This window comes from Pseudomonas fluorescens (assembly GCF_040448305.1).
Taxonomy (GTDB): Bacteria; Pseudomonadota; Gammaproteobacteria; order Pseudomonadales; family Pseudomonadaceae; genus Aquipseudomonas; species Aquipseudomonas fluorescens_BH.
Window position 1 is genome coordinate 4,051,395 of record NZ_CP148752.1, and the last position, 20,177, is coordinate 4,071,571.

Here is a 20,177-nt window from a genome sequence, read left to right on the forward strand (position 1 = left end):
TCGCCATGCGCGATTTTGCGGGCAAGGAGGCGTTGGCAATCAGTGCATGGATGTGAAGAGGCGAACTGACCCTTGGGGTTCTATGTCGCAACGCTGGCAGGACTCTAGAGTCGTGAAAATGAAACCCGGAGCGGTCGATGGGTAGGCGGTCTGTCAGATGGATGGCGAAAAATTGATGTATTTCGACCACTGGTGATGCAGTCAGGGCCCGGCCTCCGGGCCCTGATGCTCAAGCCTGTTTCAAGGCGCCATCGAACGCAGGCGTCAGCCCCGACAACTCCAGCTTGCGGACAAAGTCGCCGAGACGCTGCTGCTTGTAGGCATCCACGTCGATGTCACGGTAGTCGTAGAAACCCTGGCCATCGCGCAAGCCATTGCGGCCGTTTTGCATGTTGTCGGCGATCACCTGCGGCGATTCGAAACGCGGTGACAGCGCGCCACTCAAGTAGCGCGAGGCGTAGTACAAAATATCGCCGCCGCCCCAGTCGATGAACTCAAGCAGGCCCAGCACCGAGAAGCGCAAACCAAAGCCGACGCGTACCGCCGTGTCGATATCTTCTGCGCTGGCCACGCCCTCTTCCACCATCCGTGCCGCTTCGTTCATGACCAATGCCTGGATGCGCGGCACGATGTAGCCAGCCACCGGATTGCACACCACGGGCACCTTGCCGATGCGCTTGAGCAGTTGCAGCAGCCGCTCGACCACCTGCGGGCAGGTCGCTTCGGTGCGGCTGACTTCCACCAGCGGCATCAGGTACGCGGGATTGAGCCAGTGCGCATTCACGAAGCGCGCAGGCGTACTGACCATTTCGCTCAACTCGGTGACCAGGAAAGTCGAGGTGGTGGACGCGATGATCGTCGACGCCGGGACATGCTCGCTGACCCAGGCGAAGGTCTCCTGCTTGACCCCGATGACCTCCGGCACTGCTTCGAACACCAGGTCGCACAGACGCAATGCCTCTGCGGCCTGGGACCGGAATTGCAGCGTCAACCGGGATATCGCTATGTCCGCCTGTTCCAGCTCAAGCACGCCAAGGCGTACCAGCATCTGCAATTCGCTGCGGATGTTGTTGCGCACACGCTCGAAGTAGCCGTGCCGCTCATCCTCGGCGCGATCCTTGATATCGATGAGGGTGACGGGCAGGCCGGCATGGATGAATGCCAGGGCAATGCCCTCGCCCATCCGGCCGGCACCGACCACGCTGACGTGAGGCAGCGCGGCGTTCATCAGTTGTAGCCCTTGGTCAAAAGTTCGGTCATCTGCGCCCGACTCAGCGTGGCCAGACCGAGGTTTTCCAGGGTGCGGCCTTCAGCGTAGAGGTCACGACAGGCGACGACCGAGGCAATGCTCAGCAGGCCCTGCGCCACCGGGGTCGGCACACCGGCCCAGCGGCCGACGGACACCAGGAAGGACAGGCCCAGGCGGGTGTCTTCGAGCATGTAGCGATGCTTCTGCAGGTCGATGTCTTCGCGCCAGTCGCCGCTGTCGGTCAGCTTGCCATGGGCACCGCGACCGTACATCCATTCGTCGCCTTCGCTGGTGTTGTAGTGGTCGGCCAGCGGGAAATGCGGCGCGCCGTAGGTCAGCGCTTCACGCACGGCCATGCGTTCGGCATCGAGCTGGTTGGTCACGCGACGAATCGACGGTTGGGTGCCTTCGTTGTGAATGTCCCAGGCCTCGAAATGCTCCAGAGGCCCCGCGTTCATCATGATCAGCGGCGGGTGGATGATGGGGCCTGCGTTCATCAGTGCCCCGCTCAGGGCGTCTTCAATCGGCTCGACGCTCGGGTAGGCTTCACGCAGTACCGCAAAAGCATGTCCGGACAGGTTGCTGGGGAATACGCCGGTCGGCAGGCGCGTGGCGTAGCCGCTGATCACCAGGTCGCTGGCGCCGTGCTTGCGTACCAGGTACGGCAGCGTACCGGTTTCAGCGAAGGCGACTTTGCTGTGGTTGCCCGCATCGGCCATGGCCTTGGCGAACACGAAACTGCCGAAGGTGCCCGGCGGCAGGAACACTACCTGACCGTCGTGCAGGTGCGGCGCGACGTGTCTGGCCAGGTCTTCGTGGGAGGTCGAAGGCAGTGGAATGATCACCAGTTGCGCGTCGCCCAACGCTTCGGCGAGGTCGTCGGTTAGCGACAGCTTGTCGCCCGGCTGGTCGCCTTGTTTACAGACAGACAACTGGCGAGTGCCCTGATAGTCCTTGATGGTCAGGCTGCCGATGGCCAGCAGCTCTTTGAGCGCGGCGCAGTCTCGACGCCACAGGCGGGTCTGGTGCCCCTTTTCAGCCATTTCGACAGCAGCGGCGTAACAGCCGTGACCACCACCCAGCACGGTAATATTCATGCAGATACTCCTTTTTGTTTGAGACTCGATGCTATCGAGCCGCACCGCCACAGACTCATCCGATTGCGCAGCCGAATGACGGATTGCGCAGGAGTCTCAATGCTTCTGCCGTCGCAAAGTGTCCGACGGCAGGCAGCCATAGCGTTGTCGATAGGCGCTGGAGAAATGCCCGAAGCTGTTGATGCCATGACGCAACAGGATATCGGTGACGGTTTCGCCGGCCCTGCCCTGCTTGAGCGACTCGTGGATCACCCAGGCGCCGGTCGCGGATGTACTCGACCGGCGCCTGCTGGAGGAACTGGTTGAAGCCGTTCTGCAGGGTACGCACCGAGACGCCACACAGCTCGCTCAAGGTCGTCAGGCTGATGGGTTCGTCGAGGTGTTCCTCGATGTAGTCACGGGCCTTTTTCACATGGTGCGGCAGCGGCGCGCGCGAATCGATCAACAGATCCGCCGAGTAGTTGTGCGGCAACTGAGTGAGCAGCAATTGCATCAGGTATTCGGACAGGCCGCTGGCGAGACGCGAACCGTCCACGCCGCTGCCGTACAGCCGGCAAATGTAGTCCAGGGTGTGATAGAGGCTGACGACGCCGGCGCCCAGGTGGTCGACACTGACATCAAAGATCACCGACTGCCGCAGGCTGCGGCCGAGCAGGCGTTGCAGTTGCGTCTCCAGGGCATCACGGTCGACGCGCAGGATCAGGTTGCGGCACTCGCCATCGGTGACGATGCGGCTTTGCGCGAACGGTGAGGAAACACTCAGGTAGCCCGACTGCATCGCCGCGCTGCGCCGCCCGTGGGCCACTTCGCAATGCCCCTGCAAGGTAATGCGAAACAGGTACTGATCGGCAATGTCGCCGATGGTGATCTCCACCGGCGCGCCATAGCGCAGGTCGAGCAGCGCCGAATCACCGAAGAATACGCCGTTGAGCCGGGTGTAGATCGGCTCGTCACGCAGCACGTTGAAGCTGTGCGGGCACAGGTATTGGCTGACCTTGTCCTTGATCTCGCGGTAATCGGCCGAGCTGAGCAGGCTATGCCGTTCCAACAGGTGTACATCATTCAACATCAAGGATTCTCCTGACCTGGAGCACCTCGGCCCCGTTCCCTTTAACAGGAGCGAGGCCGGGGCGCCGATCGTGGACTATGACCAATCAAGCCCGGGTCGGGTGCTCACGGGCATAGCTTTCGCGGAAATGACGGCAACCACGCCATAGCAGCAGCACGGTCAATGCCGACGCGCCGGCAATCACCAGCGACATCGAAGAACCGACTGCTGCGGGCGATCCGAAGTAGCGGTCGGTCAACAGCGCCACCAGCGTGGTGCCCAGGCCCAGGCCCAGCAGATTGCTGATCAGCAGGAACACGGCCGAGACCTGTGCGCGCACCTGGTTCGGCGCAAGGATCTGCATCGCCGCCGTGGACGCCGGCATCGGGAACGAAGCGAAGAACATCGCTGGCACCAACAACGTCACCGACAGCCACAGTTGATCGACTTGAGGGAACAGCACGGCCGGCACCGCCATGCCGAGGGCACCGATGACGCCAGTGCGCATGGCAGCGTCCTGATGACCTTTCTTGGCCAGATAATCGGTGAGCCATCCACCGAACAGCACCCCGGCGGTATTGGCCACCAACAGCACGGTGCCGAGCATGTAGCCCGCCTCCATTGGCGACAGGCCAAACTTGCGGATGTACAGCGCCGGGCTCCAGCTCATCAAGCAGAACAGGGCCATGGCGTAGAACGAAAAGCCCAGGTAATGGCAAGTGAAGGTGGCTCGGTGGCGGCCGAGGAAGCGCAAGCCATCGCTCATCGCGACCTTCTTCGCCCGACCCTGCGCATCGACCTGCAAGCCTTTGCGCGCCGGGTCGCGCACGGTGAGCCAGATCAACAGGCCAACCACGATACCGGGCAGGCCGACAATGAAGAACGCCAGCTGCCAGGCCTTCATCGCACCGAGAAAGGCGACCTCGATAGTGTTCATGTCCTTGAGCATCGCGATCACATAGCCACCCACCAGGAAGGCCAGGCCACCACCGACGAACGAGCCGATCGAGTAGATGCCCACTGCGCGGCCGAGTTTCTCCTTGGGGAACATGTCGCTGAACATCGAGTAGGCCGAGGGCGACAGGGCCGCTTCGCCGACGCCGACGCCAATGCGGGCGAGGAACATGTGCAGGAAGTTCTTGCTCATGCCGCAGGCAGCCGTCGCCAGGCTCCAGAACACGACGCCGACGGCGATGATCTTCGGTCGGGAGAAGCGGTCGGCCAGGTAGGCGATGGGCATGCCCATGAACGCGTAGAACAACGAAAAGGCCAGCCCGTGCAGCAAGCTGAACTGGGTGTCGCTGATCTGCAGGTCGGCTTTGATCGGCTCGATCATCAGCGCCAGGATCTGCCGATCCACAAATGAAAAGATGTAGGCGATCATGCACAGGCCGACCACGTACCACTCGTAAATGTAGGTTTTCTTCTTCTGCTGCAGGACCGCGTTATCGACCTGGATATTCACTAGTGTTTGCTCCTCTTGGAATCCGCTCATGCGCGCAGCGCGCCGGGTGACGGTGCACAGCACACCGACTGGGAAGTTGCGGGGCAGATGTAAAGGACAAAGGGTTCGAACATGGTCAGGCCTCTTATTGTTATGGGGTCAAATCCCGGGTGGACTGGGCTTACCAGAACTTCCAGGTGTAGGTCGTGGCGACACGGAATTCGTTGTAGTCGTAGCCGTACTTCTGTTTCACGTCGATGTTGCGCAGGTCCAGCCCCAGGCCTTGCAGCGCCCCGCTCTGCACCACGTAGCTGAGCCCCAGAAAGCGTTCGCTTTCCTGGTTGTCGCTCAGGTTGTTGCCACGGTCCCAGTTGGTACCCTTGATGTAGCGGGTGTAGAGCTTCAGCCCCGGCACGCCCATCCCGGCAAAGTCATAGCTGTAGCGCGCCCCCCAGGACTTTTCATCCGGGCGGACAAACCCCAGGGACGACCAGTGAACCAGATAAGGTTGTGGGATATAACCGTTCATCGTCGGGAACACGCTGTCACCGAGCATGCGCTGGTAACTGAGGCCAAACATGTGTGCGCCCTTGAGCAAGGTGAACAAGGCACCGTAGGAACGGTTGTCGATTTCACCGTTCAACGCATTGCCATCTTCATTGTTGTTGAAGTAGCGCAAATCGGTTTTAAGTTTGTAGCCATTACCCAGATCAGCCATATGCATCAGGCCAAAATAGTGCTGCTGATAAATATCGTGCAACACGCCATAGAAATAACTGGCTTGCAGGTTCTTGGTGATGTCGTAAGTTGCGCCGCCAAAGTCAAGGCCGTCACTGTCGAGATTATCGGTGGAGCCAAATTTGTACAGTTTCTCGTGGTTGGAAGATTCCCGTGTCGCAGCAGACCAGAAACGGCCGCCGGTCATCGTCAACCCATCGACTTCCTTGGACTCGACCACGGCTCCTTGGTAGATGGTATCCAGTTGCCGACTGGGGTCATCGAATGCCACCGGCAGTTGTGGGCGAAGGTCACCGACCTTCAACTCGGTCTTGCTGTAGCGCATCTTCAAGGTTGCACCGGCGCGACTGTAGTCATCGGCCGTCTGCTGGTCACGGACGCTGTACGGCAGCGAACCGTCGTTGCCCGACGAATCCAGGCGCACGGCGTATTGCGCATCCACATCAAGGCCGATTGCCAAGGCTGTGTCGGTGTAACCGGAAGTAAACTGCGCATCGAAACCCTGAGACCAACTATGCACTTCAGAAACCGGCGCATTGTTATTGGTGTAGTTACGGTGCAAGTAGAAGTTACGCGTGTCCACTTTGAAGTGACTGTCATCAATAACATCGGCATAGGCTGCCAATGGCGAACAGATCATTCCCAACACGCCGGCAATACCGAGCCCACGGCAAGATTGTTTTACCTGATACATCTAACTTCTCCACATCTGTATGTGCTGGGCACTGTATTTATAGGAGCAGATTCGAACTAAAAACTAAAAATGCCGGCAGCCGAACCCCGAGCCTTCTTGCGCAGGAAGGCGGATTGCATCAGGGATATAAAGAACGGTGGGTTCGAGCATTGTCAGGCCTATTGTTGTTATGGGGTAAAACGCCAGGCGGGCTCAATGGAACAGTCCGCCAAGACGACGCGCCTCTTGTCTACCCAAGGTAAGTCAGCAGGCGCCGCGCCGATATCGAGATGAACAGCATCCGTTGGGGGGAAATCTTCAACCCGGCTAAAGGTTTCCCTTAGTCGACTCAAAAGCGCAGGGCACACAGTGGGAGACGGCAAGCCTGTATTGCATAAGCCTTCCTTTAACGAGGTCTTGTTGTTGGATGGGCCCTAAACTAGCGATTGCACTGCTTGCCAACCTCCCCGATTGCGCAGGCGATTCTCCAATAGCGCAGCCTGATGCAGACCGCCTGAGCACTGCCGCTGCCGTGCAAGCAGCGTATCGTCAGGGCACAAGCCAACCGCAGCCTGGCGCCCTGACGATCCCGTCAGGCAGCGGCATGAATTACACAGGACAGAATGAGAGCTTGCGGGAACACCCGGGCGGGGTGCTGGTGACATGGGGGTATGGGATATGGGGCGAAAGAGTCCTGCAGAAAGAAAATGCAATCTTTCTCACCCAAGTCGAGAATCTGATCGTTGGTGATCCTCGAAAGCCTGAGTCTCCGGGCTGGCGTAAACAGGCAGCAATCGGCTGGAGCAGACATTCATGATGACCGGGATCAACTGCTGAAACAGACGCTGATCACGGAGGTCTTCATGTCTCTTATTCTGCGAACAAACAAGGCCGCCAGTGCGGCCTTGCCAATTCCTTACATCTCAACCTGTGTACCCAGTTCTATCACCCGATTCAACGGCAACTTGAAGTACTTCAGGTTGCTGTTGGCGTTCTTGAGTAAAAAGGCGAACAGGCTTTCTCGCCAACGGGCCATACCGATGCGCTTGGTCGGGATCACCGTTTCCCGGCTGAGGAAATAGGTGGTGCGCATCGGACTGAAGTCAAGTTCAGTCAAGTGACAGAGACTCAACGCCAAGGGGACATCAGGCTCCTCGATAAAACCAAAGTGCAGACTGACCCGGAAGAACCCTTCGCCATACGCTTCAACCTCAAACCGTCGATCAGCACTCACACGAGGGCTGTCTTCAGACACCACAGTGAGCAACACCACTTGCTCATGCAAAACCTGGTTATGCAGCAGGTTGTGCAGCAGCGCATGCGGAACGGCATCGGCCCTGGCCGTTAGAAACACTGCCGTGCCTTGTACGCGATGAGGAGGTTGCGTACGGATGCTACCGATGAATAGCGGTAGAGGCAGCGCGGTTTCATCCAGCCGTTCAACAATGATCTTGCGGCCCCGTTTCCAGGTGGTCATCAAAATGAACAGGCCAATACCTGCAATCACCGGGAACGCACCGCCCTGGAAAATCTTCGGCGCGTTGGCCGCGAAGTACAGGCCATCGACCAGCAAAAATCCCAGCAACATTGGAATGGCCAACCAGCGTGGTGTTTTCCATAGGAGCAGGACCACCGCCGAGGACAAAATTGTTGTGATCAACATGGTGCCCGTCACCGCGACACCATAGGCTGCGGCCAACGCACTGGACGACTCGAAACCGATGACCAGCAGAACAACACCGACCATCAATGCCCAGTTAACCGTGCCAATGTAAATCTGTCCCTGCTCCTGACTGGAGGTGTGCTGGATGAACATGCGGGGGACATACCCAAGCTGGATGGCCTGGTGAGTCAGGGAAAATGCGCCGGAGATCACGGCTTGAGAAGCGATGATGGTCGCCAGTGTGGAGAGTGCGACCATCGGCAGCAAGGCCCAGCCCGGCGCGAGCAAATAAAACGGATTGCGCACCGCCTCCGGATTCTCGAGGATCAAGGCACCTTGGCCAAAATAATTGAGTACCAGTCCTGGCAATACCAAAATGAACCACGCGCGGGCAATGGGCTTGCGACCGAAGTGCCCCATGTCGGCATACAGTGCTTCGGCGCCCGTCAGCGCGAGTACCACTGCACCAAGAATGGCCACACCGATTCCCGGATGAGCGATAAAAAAATGCGCTCCCCAGTATGGATTGAGCGCTTGCAGCACTTCCGGCCGCTGCAAAATCCCGTAGATCCCCAGCGCACCCAGCACGACAAACCACAGCACCATCACTGGGCCGAACAGGATACCGATGCGAGCCGTGCCGTGTTTCTGTATCAAGAACAGCGCCACCAGCACGATCACTGACAAGGGCACAACCCAGTGCCCGATTCCGTCAAACGCCAGCTGTAGCCCTTCAACCGCAGAGAGCACCGAAATAGCCGGGGTAATCATGCTGTCCCCGTAAAAAAGTGCCGCACCGAAGAGGCCAAGCAGAACGAGTATTTTACTCATGTGCGGATAAGGTGTGGCCGCGCGGCGGGCTAACGCCGTCAACGCCATGATGCCGCCTTCACCCTGGTTGTTGGCACGCAGGATGAACAGCACATACTTGATCGAAACGACCCAAATCAGTGACCAGAAGACCAACGACAGAATACCCAGCACGCCGTCGTGGTTGGCCTGAACGCCGTAGTGGCCAGAAAATACTTCTTTCAGCGTGTAGAGGGGGCTGGTGCCGATGTCCCCGTAAACCACACCGACCGCTGCGACGAGCAAGCCCAGTCCTGACGTTTTGGATTGCGGGTTTTCATGTGCTCCGATTGCTGCTTCACTCAAGGGTCGCTTCTCTCGAATTACGGGGAGGAAGTGCATGCCATCCTTGGGCAAAACGATATGCCCAGGCCACTGAGGCCTCAAGGCGCATGGACGTTCTAGAAATTCGCGGCCAGTATCTTTGAGGGCGGAAACAGCAGTCGTAAAGAAAGCGTAAAAAATTTACGGCAGATATTCGAAACATCAGATCTGGCGGCTTGGGTCTGTTCGACATTTTGCCTGTCTGGACTGACCGCCATGGGTCGGCTTCAGCCGGTCGTGGAAGGCAGAAATCGGCCAAAAGCAGCCGGTGACGATTGGCAAAGTGGGGCCAACAACCGTCTCTTACCCTTGAGTATTTTTTGCCGGGGGCGATCATGAAGCGATTCATCGAAGGTGACGGTACCTGCAAATCGACCGGCACATTCTCGAATGGGTTATTGCCGACAACTCACCAACTACCGCGAAAGCATTCGCGGCAGTTGGTGCTGATTGACAGGCGGAACTGCATCACGCCCATAGGGATAGTTGCCTATCGATTAAAGGTGGAAGGCTTGTGCAAATGGACTCCATTAAAAATGGAGTTCTGTCGATTAGTACCGATAGGTAGCCTGCACTGAAACTCCATTCGCACTATTGTCATATTTGGCACTGTATTCCGGTTGAAGACCGGAGGTGTTCGACTGCGTTACTGATACTTTGGAATCCCAGAGATAACCATAAGCAAAGTCTATCGTCAGATCGGCATCCGGCGAATAAGCACCGCCCAGGGTCACGGCCTGGCGATTCCCAACCGGAACGCGCACGCTGCGATCGGCATTCCTGATAGGCGACGGATCATAAGCGTAGCCTGCGCGCAGCAGCCATTGTTGGTTCAATTGATAGGACGCGCCAATTGCGGTGGCCCAAGTGTCACGCCAGTTCATTTCTTCGGTCACACGTCCCAGGCCAGCCGCCTGGCCCAAGGGGGAAAGACCGCTGTTGACTGCCTCGACCTTCTTGATCCGGCTCCAACGTTTCCAGGTGGTCCCCAGGTATCCCGTCCAGCGACTATTGAAATGATGGGTGATGGACGTGTCCACTGATTCGGGCATAGTGAGGTCTATCTTGTTGTCATACTTTCCGTCCAGCGGGATAACGCTCGGGGAGCCGGAAACCTCAGTATGCCCTTCGAGTTCATAGTCCACCTTCGAGTGATAGTTAATCCCCCAACGGGTAGCCTCAGTAAAGTCAACCAAGATGCCGACGTTGTAGCCAAGTGCCGTGTCATCGCCTTTGATGGTAACCAGAGTGTCCTCGCCGTTGTTCAGGGCGCCGGTGGCCAGGTAATTCTGAAGCTTTGCATTGAAACGGTTTATGGTCGGTCCGCCACCAATGGACACGTAATCATTGATCCGATAGGCAATGGTGGGCTGCAGGGTTATTTCCTTTGTCGTGCTATAGGAACCATGGTAGCGCCCCTGAAAAGAGCCCTCGTAATCATTGATCAGGCCACTCGGAGCATAGAGGCCCAGACCAATCGAAAGACGATCATCAAGCGGCGTCGACATATAGGCGAAGGGCACCCCCCCCAAAGGTACCGAGTCCCCCTTATTTGTTCCTGAGGCACTGCTCTGCGCATCACTAATGTCGTCGCTCACCGAGATGACCGCGACTCCGCCGGAAATCTCACTACGCTTCAACTTGGTCAGGCCCGCTGGATTTCCAAAGATGGTGCTGGCGTCCAACGCCGAAGACGACCTTCCCGCATAAGCAGTTCCCGCACTGCTTGCACTCTGCTCATTAAGGGCAATGCCATTGGCGCCCGCGGTTGTTGAGGCGGTGAGTATTGCAATGGCGCCAGTAAACTTGATCCAGGCAGCACTTGCTCGCGGAGCGGAGAAATAAGGAATCGCACGGCCATTCAGTTTCATTTTCCACCTCTTTATTATTTTTTTGATTGCACGCAGGCAAGGCTTCGCCTTCCTGCGCACTTGTCAGTGCCAGTTGAAGTTGACCGAAGTTGTGCAAAGGCCCTGGCGGAACAGCACCACGGCATGTTTGTTGGGCTTACGGCGGCAAATTCTGGCTCATTTGAGCCATTCCACTTGAAAGCTGTAGCGACCCAGAAGGCGGGCCAGGTTTTCCTCATCGGCCCCGGCCCGTATGCATGCGACTAGCCCACGACGACCATCCTGCACCACGTCTACCGCAATCTCCTGCAGACACAGGTGCTCCACTTCCTGCTGGACTACCCTGGCAATCTCGCGCTGCTGCAAGGCGGGCTTGAATATCTTGCCCACGGCAGTCAGAGGCAGCGCTTCGAGGATTTCAATGCGCTTGGGAACGGCTGCCCGCTCGCTGATGTGGAGTTGAGCGAACGACTCAAGTTCTTCAGCGTTGCAGGTGTGCCCGGGGCGCAGTTGAACGTAGGCGACCGGCACCTCGCCCGAATAGGCGTCGGGGCTGCCGATCGCAGCGGCCAGGGCAACGGCGGGATGCGCCTGCAGCGCCTCCTCGATTTGCTTGGGATCGATATTGTGGCCGCCGCGGATGATCAATTCTTTCTTGCGTCCGGTCAGCCAGAAGTAACCCTGTGCATCCTGGCGACCCAAGTCGCCCGTATTCAGCCAGCACTGACCGTCGATATCGATCCAGAGGCCCTGGTTATGACGCTCCTCCAGATAGCCTTCGAAGAGATTCGGACCACTGATCGTGATGAGGCCGGTCTCATCCACATCAGCGTCGCGCAGGTACTCTCCAGAGTCATCGAGCAAGACCGCGCGCATATTCTGGTAGGCGATCCGTATCCCGATGGAGCCGATACGGCGCTCGCCATGGGGTGGATTGATTGAGGAGACGCAGGCGCCCTCAGTAAGACCGTAACCTTCAAGGATCTTTACCCCGGTCCGGCGCTCGAACTCGCGGAAAAGCTCAGCCGGCATGGGTGCGGCGCCACACATTGCAAAGCGAAGACTGGACAGGTCGCGGCCCTGCCATTCATTTTGCAGAAGTGCTGCATAGACAGTTGGCACGCCGGAGAAGAGGTTGATACCGAAGTGCTCGACCATCTCCCAGAATCGCGGGATCACTCCCTCGCCACGATACCCCTGAGGCGTCCCGAGGATCACATGGTCGCCTTGAGTCCAAGGCATCAGTCCAGTCACCAGTTGTCCGTTTACATGAAATAGCGGCAGGCCACAAAAGATAACCTGACCACCACTGCGTGGCTGCAAATGAGCGGACACAGCCCATGCATTGAATACTTCCGAACCATGGGTACGCGCGGCGATCTTGGGGAGCCCGGTGGTGCCGCCAGTACAGATGTAGGAGGAGCAGTCATCCTGGCGGATTTGTCGACCGCTTTTCAGGTGTGTGTGCGGCTGAGTACACATCAGCGATTGCCAATCGTGGATCGCGATATCGCTGTGTAAGTCTCGCTCCTTCAGTGCCACGGCCTTTAGAGCCCCACGCACAGGTTCGGCGACATAGGGCTCCATGCTGACCCAAACGACAGACCTGACCGTGGGTAGCTGATCCAGCTGCGAAGCCAGTTTGGGCCACAGATCACTGCCCGCAGTCGGCGCAAGCGTTACCACCACGGATACCTTCGCGGCATTCAGCAAGCCAGCCATCTGCCTGGCCTCGAGCAGAGGATTGATCGCCATGACGATGCCCGCCGCCTCCCCGCCCCATATAGTGAAATGGGTTTCCGGCAGGTTGGGCAGGATGAAGGCAAGCACCTCTCCCGGTTTTATGCCCAGGTCATGGAAGGCATTTGCCGCGCGGGTGATATCCGCGAAGAGCTGGGAGTAGTTCCACTCGTAGGTACGTTTGAAATCGGCGGCATCGGCGAAGAAGCTTAGCGCCGGTGCCTCAGGGAAGTACTCGGCCGCCTGTCGCAGCGCGTCATAAGTGCTGCAAGCCAGGCCTCGCTCCGACAAGGGGACTCGTTCGAGACTTTCGATGTCGTTCAGGGTCTGCACAACCATCAGGCTTCCCCCACGACTCGGTTGCGTTGCACTCCGAGGTCGACCACACCATCGGCGCTACGAATGCGCGCCTCGACCACGTCACCGGCCTTGAGGTATTGCGTCCGGCCTTCTTGCGCCTTGAGGAAAAGCTTCCACTTGGTGGCTTCTGGCAAAAGGGCTGCAATGCGCATTTTGCCAGGAGAAGGGATCGTTAGAGCGCAGCCGGCAGGAGTACCGGTGGCGATCAGGTCTCCAACGTCAAGATCTTGCAAGGCGGAGAGTTCGGTCAGGGTTTCAGCGGGGCCGTAAACCAGGTTGGCCGTGCTGTCGTTCTGTCGCACCTGGTCGTTGACCGTCAGCTTCAACTGCAGTGCCTTGAGGTAATGCATGTCCTTGGTATCCAGAAGGCAGAGGTACGGGCCGACTGGGCCGAAAGTGCGGTAGCTCTTGCCCTTGTAGAACTGCATCTGGGGAATCTGAATGTCACGCGCCGAGTAGTCATTGACAATGACGACGCCTGCAATGAACTCATGCAGATTGGCGTCGGTGACAGCAACAGCGCCGCTGATCGAGCGCTTCATCACAAGGCCCAGTTCGATCTCGTAGTCAAGGAAGCGCACGTGGCGCGGCTTGATCAGGTCGCTGTCAGCCGCTACCAGGCAACTCGTCGCCTTGGTGAAGATCATGTTGAATTTCTTCGCATCCGGGTCCATGCCCGACTCGATCATGTGCTGACGATAGTTGGCGCCCTGGCAGAGGAACTGCTGGTTACGGGTCACCGGCGACAGCAGCTTTACTTCGCCCTCCTCCAGCTCAGGGCCTTTCAGTTGAGCGAGGTCGTCGATACTGTTCTGGCGAATGAAGTCACCGGTGGTTTCGAAAGTACCTGGGACAACCGTGATACGGCCTTGGCGTAGCACGCCCCAATGGATACCGTTCTCGAATTCAAAACGGACTACGTGTACAGCAGACATTGAAGGCACTCCTGGAGCGGCGTTTGTCCCGAGCTCGGTGGCACGAGAACTGAGGTGTTGTTCTGTGGGTGGGCTGGCGATGCTGTAGATCAACGAACCGCCGACGATCAAAGCGCCGGCTTTGAGCACGTCTCGCCGGCCATACCGAGTAGATTTGCCCGACATGACGGCAGCTCTACCCGAACATCCGCATAAGCGTTATCAACTTGCGAATGGTTAAGTCCGGGCTGCTTCGCAGGTTACGGATCAGTGCTCGCAGATTGATCAAGCTCATCTTGGGTTTTGTGAAACTCTTGGGCATGCGCTGCCCCCACTGCGCCATTGCCTCGGGACTCACGGGATGTATGCCCGTAGGCTGCCTGGCCGTAAAAATATCCCCATCGCAGTAGTGCTCGTGCTTATCACCCCAAGGGTCTTGCCAGTAATCGAAGATCTGACTGCCCAGGATGTGCCGACCGATTCCCCATGAGTGCTCCCAACCCCGCTCTCGCAGGACCCGTTGCCCCATGCCCACCGCGTCTGCATCGACAACTTCATAGGCGCTATGGCTGTAGGTCGCCATGAACCCCTGCGCGATCGCGAGCGTATGGTGATCCGCGGGCGTTTCACCAAGATCAAGGCGCATGAAGGCGACTATGGGGGTGCCGTCGGGCAGTACCTGCACATCGCTGGGAATAAACCCGAAATGCTGGGTATACCAGGCACAGGTCGCTTGGTAGTCAGCCACCTCAATTACGATGTGACCAAGTTTGATTACTTCAGGCGGTGCAATCGGCGGACGCTGCGTGGCGTTGATTCGCGATTGCTCTTGCGCCAGATTCCAGGGAAGTGGGGCTCTGTGTGCCAGGGTTTTACTTGGAGTCTGGCCACAAACTGCTTCGACGGTAAACCCTGAAGGATCGGTCAGTCTGAGGTAATGCCCGCCGCCAGGATGTGTCGATGTCTCGATCGATGACGCACCTGGAATTTGCGTCAGCTTTTCCAGATCCTTGAGCGATTGGACTGCCAGCCCGAACCCGACAAAGCATGCATTTTCTGCACGCTGGACACGGTAACAATAGGGAGCCGGTTCAGTGCCGCGCAGATAGAGCGTTTCGGCGTTCTGATGACTGACGGCCAGGCCGAAGTCTGTCAGGAAATGCGCCGCCTCATTCAAGTCTGGCCTTTGAAAGATCAGGTGAGTCAGGCCTTGGGCTTTAACCGTCGGTTGCGGATGCCGGACAGGTTGTTGTGTTGCCAACTGGGGCATTTCATTTTTGTTATTCATTGTTCTTGTTTTCCAGTTTTCAGGGCAAAGCGATCCCCGAACCCCTGAAAATTCCAGGGGTGTTTTTTGTTGAGTCGGTTACAGCGCTCAGTCGAGAGGAGGAAGTGCCGGCAACTCTTTGGTTGCCAGCGCTCTAGCCTCCTCGAGAGGCACACCCAATGCCCGCAGCACTAGTTCCGCTGTGTCAGATCCCGATTCGCGCCACGTTCTGTGCCCTTCCAGAACCAGGAAAATCGAGCCCAGGACGCTGCTCGATATCAGCGTCAGTACTGAGAGCAATTGCTCCTGCGCAAACTGGTAGCGCCCATTGGAAAGCCCGCTCAGAAGATCCGTAGTCGCCTGGCTGCTAAACATTTCGCGCAACGAAGAATTGCTCATGGCGAACTTATGGATGAATGCTCCCCACTGTGAATCTTCGTGCGCTCGACGAATGAAGAACCGAATGCCATTGGCAAGGCGCTGAGCCGGATCGGAGAGGGAATTGAAGCTCTTGTTGACGCGCTCATGCATCTCCCTCGCGAGATGGCTGGCGACCGCCTCGAACAGGCTTTCCATGCTGTCGATGTTGCTATAGACCGTTCCGCGCGCCACGCCTGCCTCTTGCGCGAGGTCAAGGATGTTCACTTGGGAGGTGCCTCTCTCGGCGAACAGGCGAAAGGCAGCTTGATGAATGCGGCGCTGTGTTGGATTCAGGGATTCCACGGTTCTCTCTCCAGGATTACCTCATGGACCGATTGAACACTCGTGTTCATTTCTCGTCAACCATATTTTTAAGCATGTCGTTTTTTCTGCCTGAAAACCGGCCTTAAGCCAGGTCAATTAAAGTCCTACGCCATTGACACAATTGAACACGCATGTTCAGTTGTGTTGTATTTCAGGCTTGCCTTCTCGGCACATCAAGCCCTGCGCGGGCTGGCCAAATTCTCATCGGCTGAAGGACAGAACATGACCGGCTCAAAGCTCTTCAAACCGCTTCGATTACCTAACGGCACGGTGATTCCAAACCGAATCGCCAAGGCTGCCATGGAGGAGAACCTTGCCGATGAGGATCACGCTCCTGGGGAAGCACTGGTCAAGCTCTATCGGCGCTGGGCGGAGGGTGGGGCCGGTCTGATCATCACTGGCAACGTCATGGTTGATCGCCACGCCTTGACCGGACCCGCCGGCGTGGTGCTTGAGGACGATCGCAACCTGGGCAAATTCAGGCTGTGGGCCGATGCTTGCCGCTGTCGCGGAGCTCAGGCCTGGATGCAAATCAATCATCCTGGACGGCAGCTATTGGCTTCAATGGGGCAACCGGCAAGAGGCCCCTCCGCCGTTGCGGTCGATATCCCCGGCCTCTCAAAAGCTTTTGTGCCACCCAGGGCCTTGAATGAGCAGGAGATCGAGGAACTGATTGAGCGCTATACCCAAGCGGCGGTGTTGGCAGAACGTGCCGGATTCACCGGCGTGGAGATTCATGCAGCACATGGCTACCTGTTCAGCCAATTCCTTTCGCCCTTGACCAACCAGCGTAACGACTGCTGGGGTGGCAGCCTGGAAAATCGTGCGCAAATTCTCCTGCGAACCATCGATGCAATACGTCAGCGAGTAGCACCTATATTTTGCGTTGCTGTGAAGCTCAATTCCGCGGACTTTCAGCGCGGCGGTTTCGATGCTGAGGATGCGGCTCGCGTGGTGGAAATGCTTAATGCCAAGGCGGTCGACCTGGTCGAGTTGTCGGGTGGCAGCTACGAAAGCCCGGCGATGCAGGGGCAGACCCGCGATGGCAGCCGCTTGGCTCGAGAGGCGTATTTTCTCGAGTTCGCGGAGAAAATAGGAGAAATAGCGCACATGCCGCTGATGGTCACCGGCGGCGTGCGTAGAAAGGAGGTGGCGCAGCGAGTGGTGAGCGGTTCGGTGTCGATGGTGGGGCTTGCCACCGCGCTGGCAATCGAGCCGGCCCTGCCAAGCCAGTGGATGGCAGGTCAGGACACCGAAGTGGAGCCCATCGTCGTCCGCTGGAAGAACAAGGCGCTGGCATCGCTTGCAGTGGCGTCGGTGATCAAGAAGCAGCTCGGCTTGCTGAGTCAAGGGAAACGGACAAAACCCAGGACGTCGCCACTCATGGCATTGATCGGCAATCAGCTGAAGTCTCGTCGCCAGGCGAAGAACTATCGGCAATGGGTTGGCCGGGTTTAGCCGGCCAATGTAGGGGGCGTTCTCAATTAGTTTCCCCGCCGCGTTGTCGCCTTAAAGCGGGCCAGGCAAGGCGCAGGCCGCTGGGAATGGTTGCTCCCTTTCCAAGGCCTGCAACGCAGCCTGGCCCACTTTAAGGCACAACCCGAAGGGCCGGGCCTGCTGTTGTGCAGGGCTGCGTTGCTCGAAGCTTATTTGGAATGACCAAACCACGCTTCTCGCGCCTTGCCCTGCACAACAGCAGACCCGGCGCGGTGTGGAAACTAATTGAGAACGCCCCCTAGGGTAGCGGCTTACCGGCGATTCTCTTGGCTCTGGCAGGTGTTACGCCCAGAGCCTTGAGAATCATCTCGGCGACCCGCTGGTCGTGTTCCGCCACTACACGCCCTTCGACAACCGAGCGCATGGCTCCGGTTGTGCACGATACGACCATGTCCAGGGCGATCCCCTCGTCCTCATAAGCGAGAGTCCCCGCGCGCAGACCTTCACGCAGATCGCCCAGCACATGAGCAGCCAGGCGCGAGCGCATGGTCTGATCGGAATGGATGATGCGCAGCAGTGCGTTGGCCCATTGATGGTCGTACGCAGCCCGGCATACGAACATACGCACACCAATCGAAAGCCGCTGCGCACCGCAGTGCACGCCCGAACTCAGGGCGGAAATGGCATCGGAGAACTCACTCGCCATGGCGATGCCAACCGCCTCGAGTACTTCGTCGCGCGTTCGAAAATAGTTGTAGATGGTGCCGTTGGACACCGCGGCCTCCGAGGCGACATCGAGCAGTGCAATCTCCCCCACCTCCTTACGTGCGACAAGACGCAATGCCGCATCCACCAGGCCGCGACGGGTGCGTTCACGCTTCTTGTGCCCCCGAGTGAGAGGCTCTTGTTCAGTTGCTTCTGAAGGAAAAGTGGGGGAAGGCATCTTCAGGCTCTTAATCGAGGGGGCTCGTTAATGGTAATCGAAACGCTATCGGCTGTGGCGTCGGCGCTAGCCAACAGGCCCATACAGTCTCGAACGAGACTGCCTGCCTCTACGCCTGGGGCGTGGTGCATGATGATACGGTCGGGGCGAACCGCAACCAGCGTGCCTTTGGCAGCCAACGGCAGGATGCCATGGTTCAGGTCTTCGACGAAGTCGCAACCGCCACCGGAGCGCTGGCCGCAGGGTCCGATCTGCAAGAAGTGGCCGCCCATTTTGTCCCAGGAAACGACCTGAGCGGCGGTCAGCAGTGACATTGGGTCAACACCGAATCCAACCAGGGTCAGGTTGGCTCCAAGCGCATCGTCGCTCAGTTGGATCTGCTGTTGCATGTTGCGAACCCAGGCTTGGGGAAACAGACTGCCACGAACCAGCTTGTCGCCACGACGATGCTGCACGAACAGCCCCTGTTTGAAGATGTTCTTTGGCTTGATGTCCAGCTGCTCGAAGTACTTTCTGGTAGCGGGAGTCAACGCCAGCGTGCGCATCAGGCCGTGGATGAAGAACGCTGCGACCTTGTTTCTCGGCATCACCAGGCGGCCCATGAGTTTCGCCAGATTGATCATCGCCTGGGCATGGGGGCGACGCTCTACGTCATAGGTATCGAGTATTGCAGGCGCGGCATGGCCACGAAGGACCCAGGCCAGTTTCCAGGCAAGATTGGCTGCATCGCGCAGTCCCGCTACGAGACCTTGCCCGACAAAAGGGGGGGTGATGTGGGCTGCATCTCCCGCGAGAAAGATGCGTCCCTTGCTGAATCTGTTGCAGCAGCGCGCGTGGAACCGATACACCGCCTTTCGCTCGATTTCCAGCTCTTGCGGATTGATCCATGGCGCGATCAGTCGGGCTATGCTTTCGGGGCTTTCCAGCTCTTCCCGGGATTCGCCCGGGTGTAGCATGAACTCCCAACGCTCCCTTCCGCCGGGAGCGGGCATGTGCGGCGTTGGACGCCGTGGATCACAGATAAACTCAACGTGATCGATGGCTGACTTATGCCGGTTCCTGGCATCGACAATCAGCCAATCCTCACCATAGGTCTGTCCTTCGAATTCCTGGCCAATCAGTGCCCTGACCCTGGAGCTTGCGCCATCCACACCTACCAGGTATTGGGCGCGAACGGGATACGTCTGGCCATCATCGCCCCGTACGGTGGCGACGACACAATCTGATTCCTCGACCAGGTTCTCGAGCTCGAATCCTCCCAGGCTGGTCACTGTCTTCAGCCGGGAAACCTGGCTGCGCATCGCGTGTTCGAGGTCGGGTTGATAGAAAGTCACCAGTTTGGGATGGCCGTCGATGCACCCCGCGGTATTGGCCCGACCGAATTGCCCGAGGACCGGGGAGTGCATCCTCACTTCAGGGATAGCGATCTTCTCGAAAGCGTCTTCCGACAATCCGGCGAGTTGCAGGATGCGAAGCGCCTCGTTATCCAGAGCAATGGCGCGGGGCATCAGCAGGACCTCATGGGTCTTGTCCAATACCAGTGTCTTTACCCCATAGCGGCCGAGCAGCGCCGCGATTGTCGCCCCTACCGGACCGTTACCGACGACCAGCACATCGACAGCGGTGGGAGGCAGTTCGGTAGTTTTCTTGTTGTTGTTCATCTCGAGCCCTTGTTGTGATTGAAGTCGTGAGACGTGGAGATCTCATCGTCAGGCAAGGTGAAGGTAAGTAAAATTGAGGATTATTTCAATATTGATATTCTTGTCATTAATTTTCCGGGATCATTACCGCACCGTGATGAGGCCATGTGAGCTATGCCGAGGGCCAGTTTCCGACC

The 20,177-nt window shown here is 58.1% G+C and carries 13 protein-coding genes and 1 pseudogene; 1 reads left to right on the forward strand and 13 read right to left on the reverse strand.

The window, feature by feature from the left end; genetic code table 11:
- Nucleotides 1-229: 229 nt before the first annotated feature.
- The 11 genes and pseudogenes from WHX55_RS18370 to WHX55_RS18420 form a co-directional block, all read right to left on the reverse strand.
- Nucleotides 230-1,228 (reverse strand): 3-hydroxybutyryl-CoA dehydrogenase, encoded by a 999-nt coding sequence (locus WHX55_RS18370; protein ID WP_353740988.1) that lies wholly within the window; start codon nucleotides 1,226-1,228, stop codon nucleotides 230-232.
- On the reverse strand, nucleotides 1,228-2,346 hold the full coding sequence (locus tag WHX55_RS18375; protein ID WP_353740989.1) for an NAD/NADP octopine/nopaline dehydrogenase family protein: 1,119 nt from the start codon (nucleotides 2,344-2,346) through the stop codon (nucleotides 1,228-1,230). Before WHX55_RS18375 ends, WHX55_RS18370 begins: the two co-directional genes overlap by 1 nt.
- Before the next feature lie 96 nt (nucleotides 2,347-2,442).
- A pseudogene (locus WHX55_RS18380) lies at nucleotides 2,443-3,415 on the reverse strand (AraC family transcriptional regulator).
- Nucleotides 3,416-3,500: 85 nt separating this feature from the next.
- A complete protein-coding gene (locus WHX55_RS18385) occupies nucleotides 3,501-4,859 on the reverse strand; it encodes an MFS transporter (RefSeq protein ID WP_353743066.1) in 1,359 nt (452 codons plus the stop codon).
- 160 nt (nucleotides 4,860-5,019) lie between these two features.
- Entirely contained in the window at nucleotides 5,020-6,270 is a 1,251-nt protein-coding gene (locus WHX55_RS18390; protein WP_150758734.1) for an OprD family outer membrane porin, read from the reverse strand.
- Nucleotides 6,271-7,165: 895 nt separating this feature from the next.
- Nucleotides 7,166-9,067, reverse strand: coding sequence for a potassium transporter Kup (locus tag WHX55_RS18395; protein WP_150725499.1), 1,902 nt, complete (start codon nucleotides 9,065-9,067; stop codon nucleotides 7,166-7,168).
- Nucleotides 9,068-9,636: 569 nt separating this feature from the next.
- Entirely contained in the window at nucleotides 9,637-10,956 is a 1,320-nt protein-coding gene (locus WHX55_RS18400; protein ID WP_151214366.1) for an outer membrane protein transport protein, read from the reverse strand.
- Between the two features lie 156 nt (nucleotides 10,957-11,112).
- Complete coding sequence (locus WHX55_RS18405) at nucleotides 11,113-13,014, reverse strand: acyl-CoA synthetase (protein WP_353740990.1); 1,902 nt, start codon at nucleotides 13,012-13,014, stop codon at nucleotides 11,113-11,115.
- Nucleotides 13,014-13,970 (reverse strand): fumarylacetoacetate hydrolase family protein, encoded by a 957-nt coding sequence (locus tag WHX55_RS18410; protein WP_151214367.1) that lies wholly within the window; start codon nucleotides 13,968-13,970, stop codon nucleotides 13,014-13,016. Before WHX55_RS18410 ends, WHX55_RS18405 begins: the two co-directional genes overlap by 1 nt.
- Nucleotides 13,971-14,145: 175 nt before the next feature.
- A complete protein-coding gene (locus tag WHX55_RS18415; protein ID WP_151214368.1) occupies nucleotides 14,146-15,237 on the reverse strand; it encodes a VOC family protein in 1,092 nt (363 codons plus the stop codon).
- An 87-nt stretch (nucleotides 15,238-15,324) separates the two neighbouring features.
- A complete protein-coding gene (locus tag WHX55_RS18420) occupies nucleotides 15,325-15,939 on the reverse strand; it encodes a TetR/AcrR family transcriptional regulator (protein WP_150756094.1) in 615 nt (204 codons plus the stop codon).
- Nucleotides 15,940-16,182: 243 nt separating this feature from the next.
- Between WHX55_RS18420 and WHX55_RS18425 the strand changes: the two genes are divergently transcribed.
- On the forward strand, nucleotides 16,183-17,418 hold the full coding sequence (locus tag WHX55_RS18425; RefSeq protein ID WP_353740991.1) for an NADH:flavin oxidoreductase/NADH oxidase family protein: 1,236 nt from the start codon (nucleotides 16,183-16,185) through the stop codon (nucleotides 17,416-17,418).
- 277 nt (nucleotides 17,419-17,695) lie between these two features.
- Here WHX55_RS18425 and WHX55_RS18430 read toward each other — a convergent pair whose 3' ends face one another.
- Together WHX55_RS18430 and WHX55_RS18435 are read right to left on the reverse strand one after the other, a co-directional pair.
- Nucleotides 17,696-18,340, reverse strand: a complete 645-nt coding sequence (locus WHX55_RS18430) for a TetR/AcrR family transcriptional regulator (protein WP_150756096.1) — start codon at nucleotides 18,338-18,340, stop codon at nucleotides 17,696-17,698.
- Between the two features lie 2 nt (nucleotides 18,341-18,342).
- Entirely contained in the window at nucleotides 18,343-20,001 is a 1,659-nt protein-coding gene (locus tag WHX55_RS18435) for a bifunctional 3-(3-hydroxy-phenyl)propionate/3-hydroxycinnamic acid hydroxylase (RefSeq protein WP_353740992.1), read from the reverse strand.
- Between the last annotated feature and the right edge of the window lie 176 nt (nucleotides 20,002-20,177).

Excerpts from the sequence above, each read along its gene's own strand:
- WHX55_RS18375 (WP_353740989.1), bottom strand. The coding sequence starts at position 2,346 with ATGAATATTACCGTGCTGGGTGGTGGTCACGGCTGTTACGCCGCTGCT.
- WHX55_RS18415 (WP_151214368.1), bottom strand. The coding sequence starts at position 15,237 with ATGAATAACAAAAATGAAATGCCCCAGTTGGCAACACAACAACCTGTC.
- WHX55_RS18400 (WP_151214366.1), bottom strand. The coding sequence starts at position 10,956 with ATGAAACTGAATGGCCGTGCGATTCCTTATTTCTCCGCTCCGCGAGCA.
- WHX55_RS18425 (WP_353740991.1), top strand. The coding sequence starts at position 16,183 with ATGACCGGCTCAAAGCTCTTCAAACCGCTTCGATTACCTAACGGCACG.
- WHX55_RS18435 (WP_353740992.1), bottom strand. The coding sequence starts at position 20,001 with ATGAACAACAACAAGAAAACTACCGAACTGCCTCCCACCGCTGTCGAT.
- WHX55_RS18370 (WP_353740988.1), bottom strand. The coding sequence starts at position 1,228 with ATGAACGCCGCGCTGCCTCACGTCAGCGTGGTCGGTGCCGGCCGGATG.
- WHX55_RS18390 (WP_150758734.1), bottom strand. The coding sequence starts at position 6,270 with ATGTATCAGGTAAAACAATCTTGCCGTGGGCTCGGTATTGCCGGCGTG.
- WHX55_RS18430 (WP_150756096.1), bottom strand. The coding sequence starts at position 18,340 with ATGCCTTCCCCCACTTTTCCTTCAGAAGCAACTGAACAAGAGCCTCTC.
- WHX55_RS18410 (WP_151214367.1), bottom strand. The coding sequence starts at position 13,970 with ATGTCTGCTGTACACGTAGTCCGTTTTGAATTCGAGAACGGTATCCAT.
- WHX55_RS18405 (WP_353740990.1), bottom strand. The coding sequence starts at position 13,014 with ATGGTTGTGCAGACCCTGAACGACATCGAAAGTCTCGAACGAGTCCCC.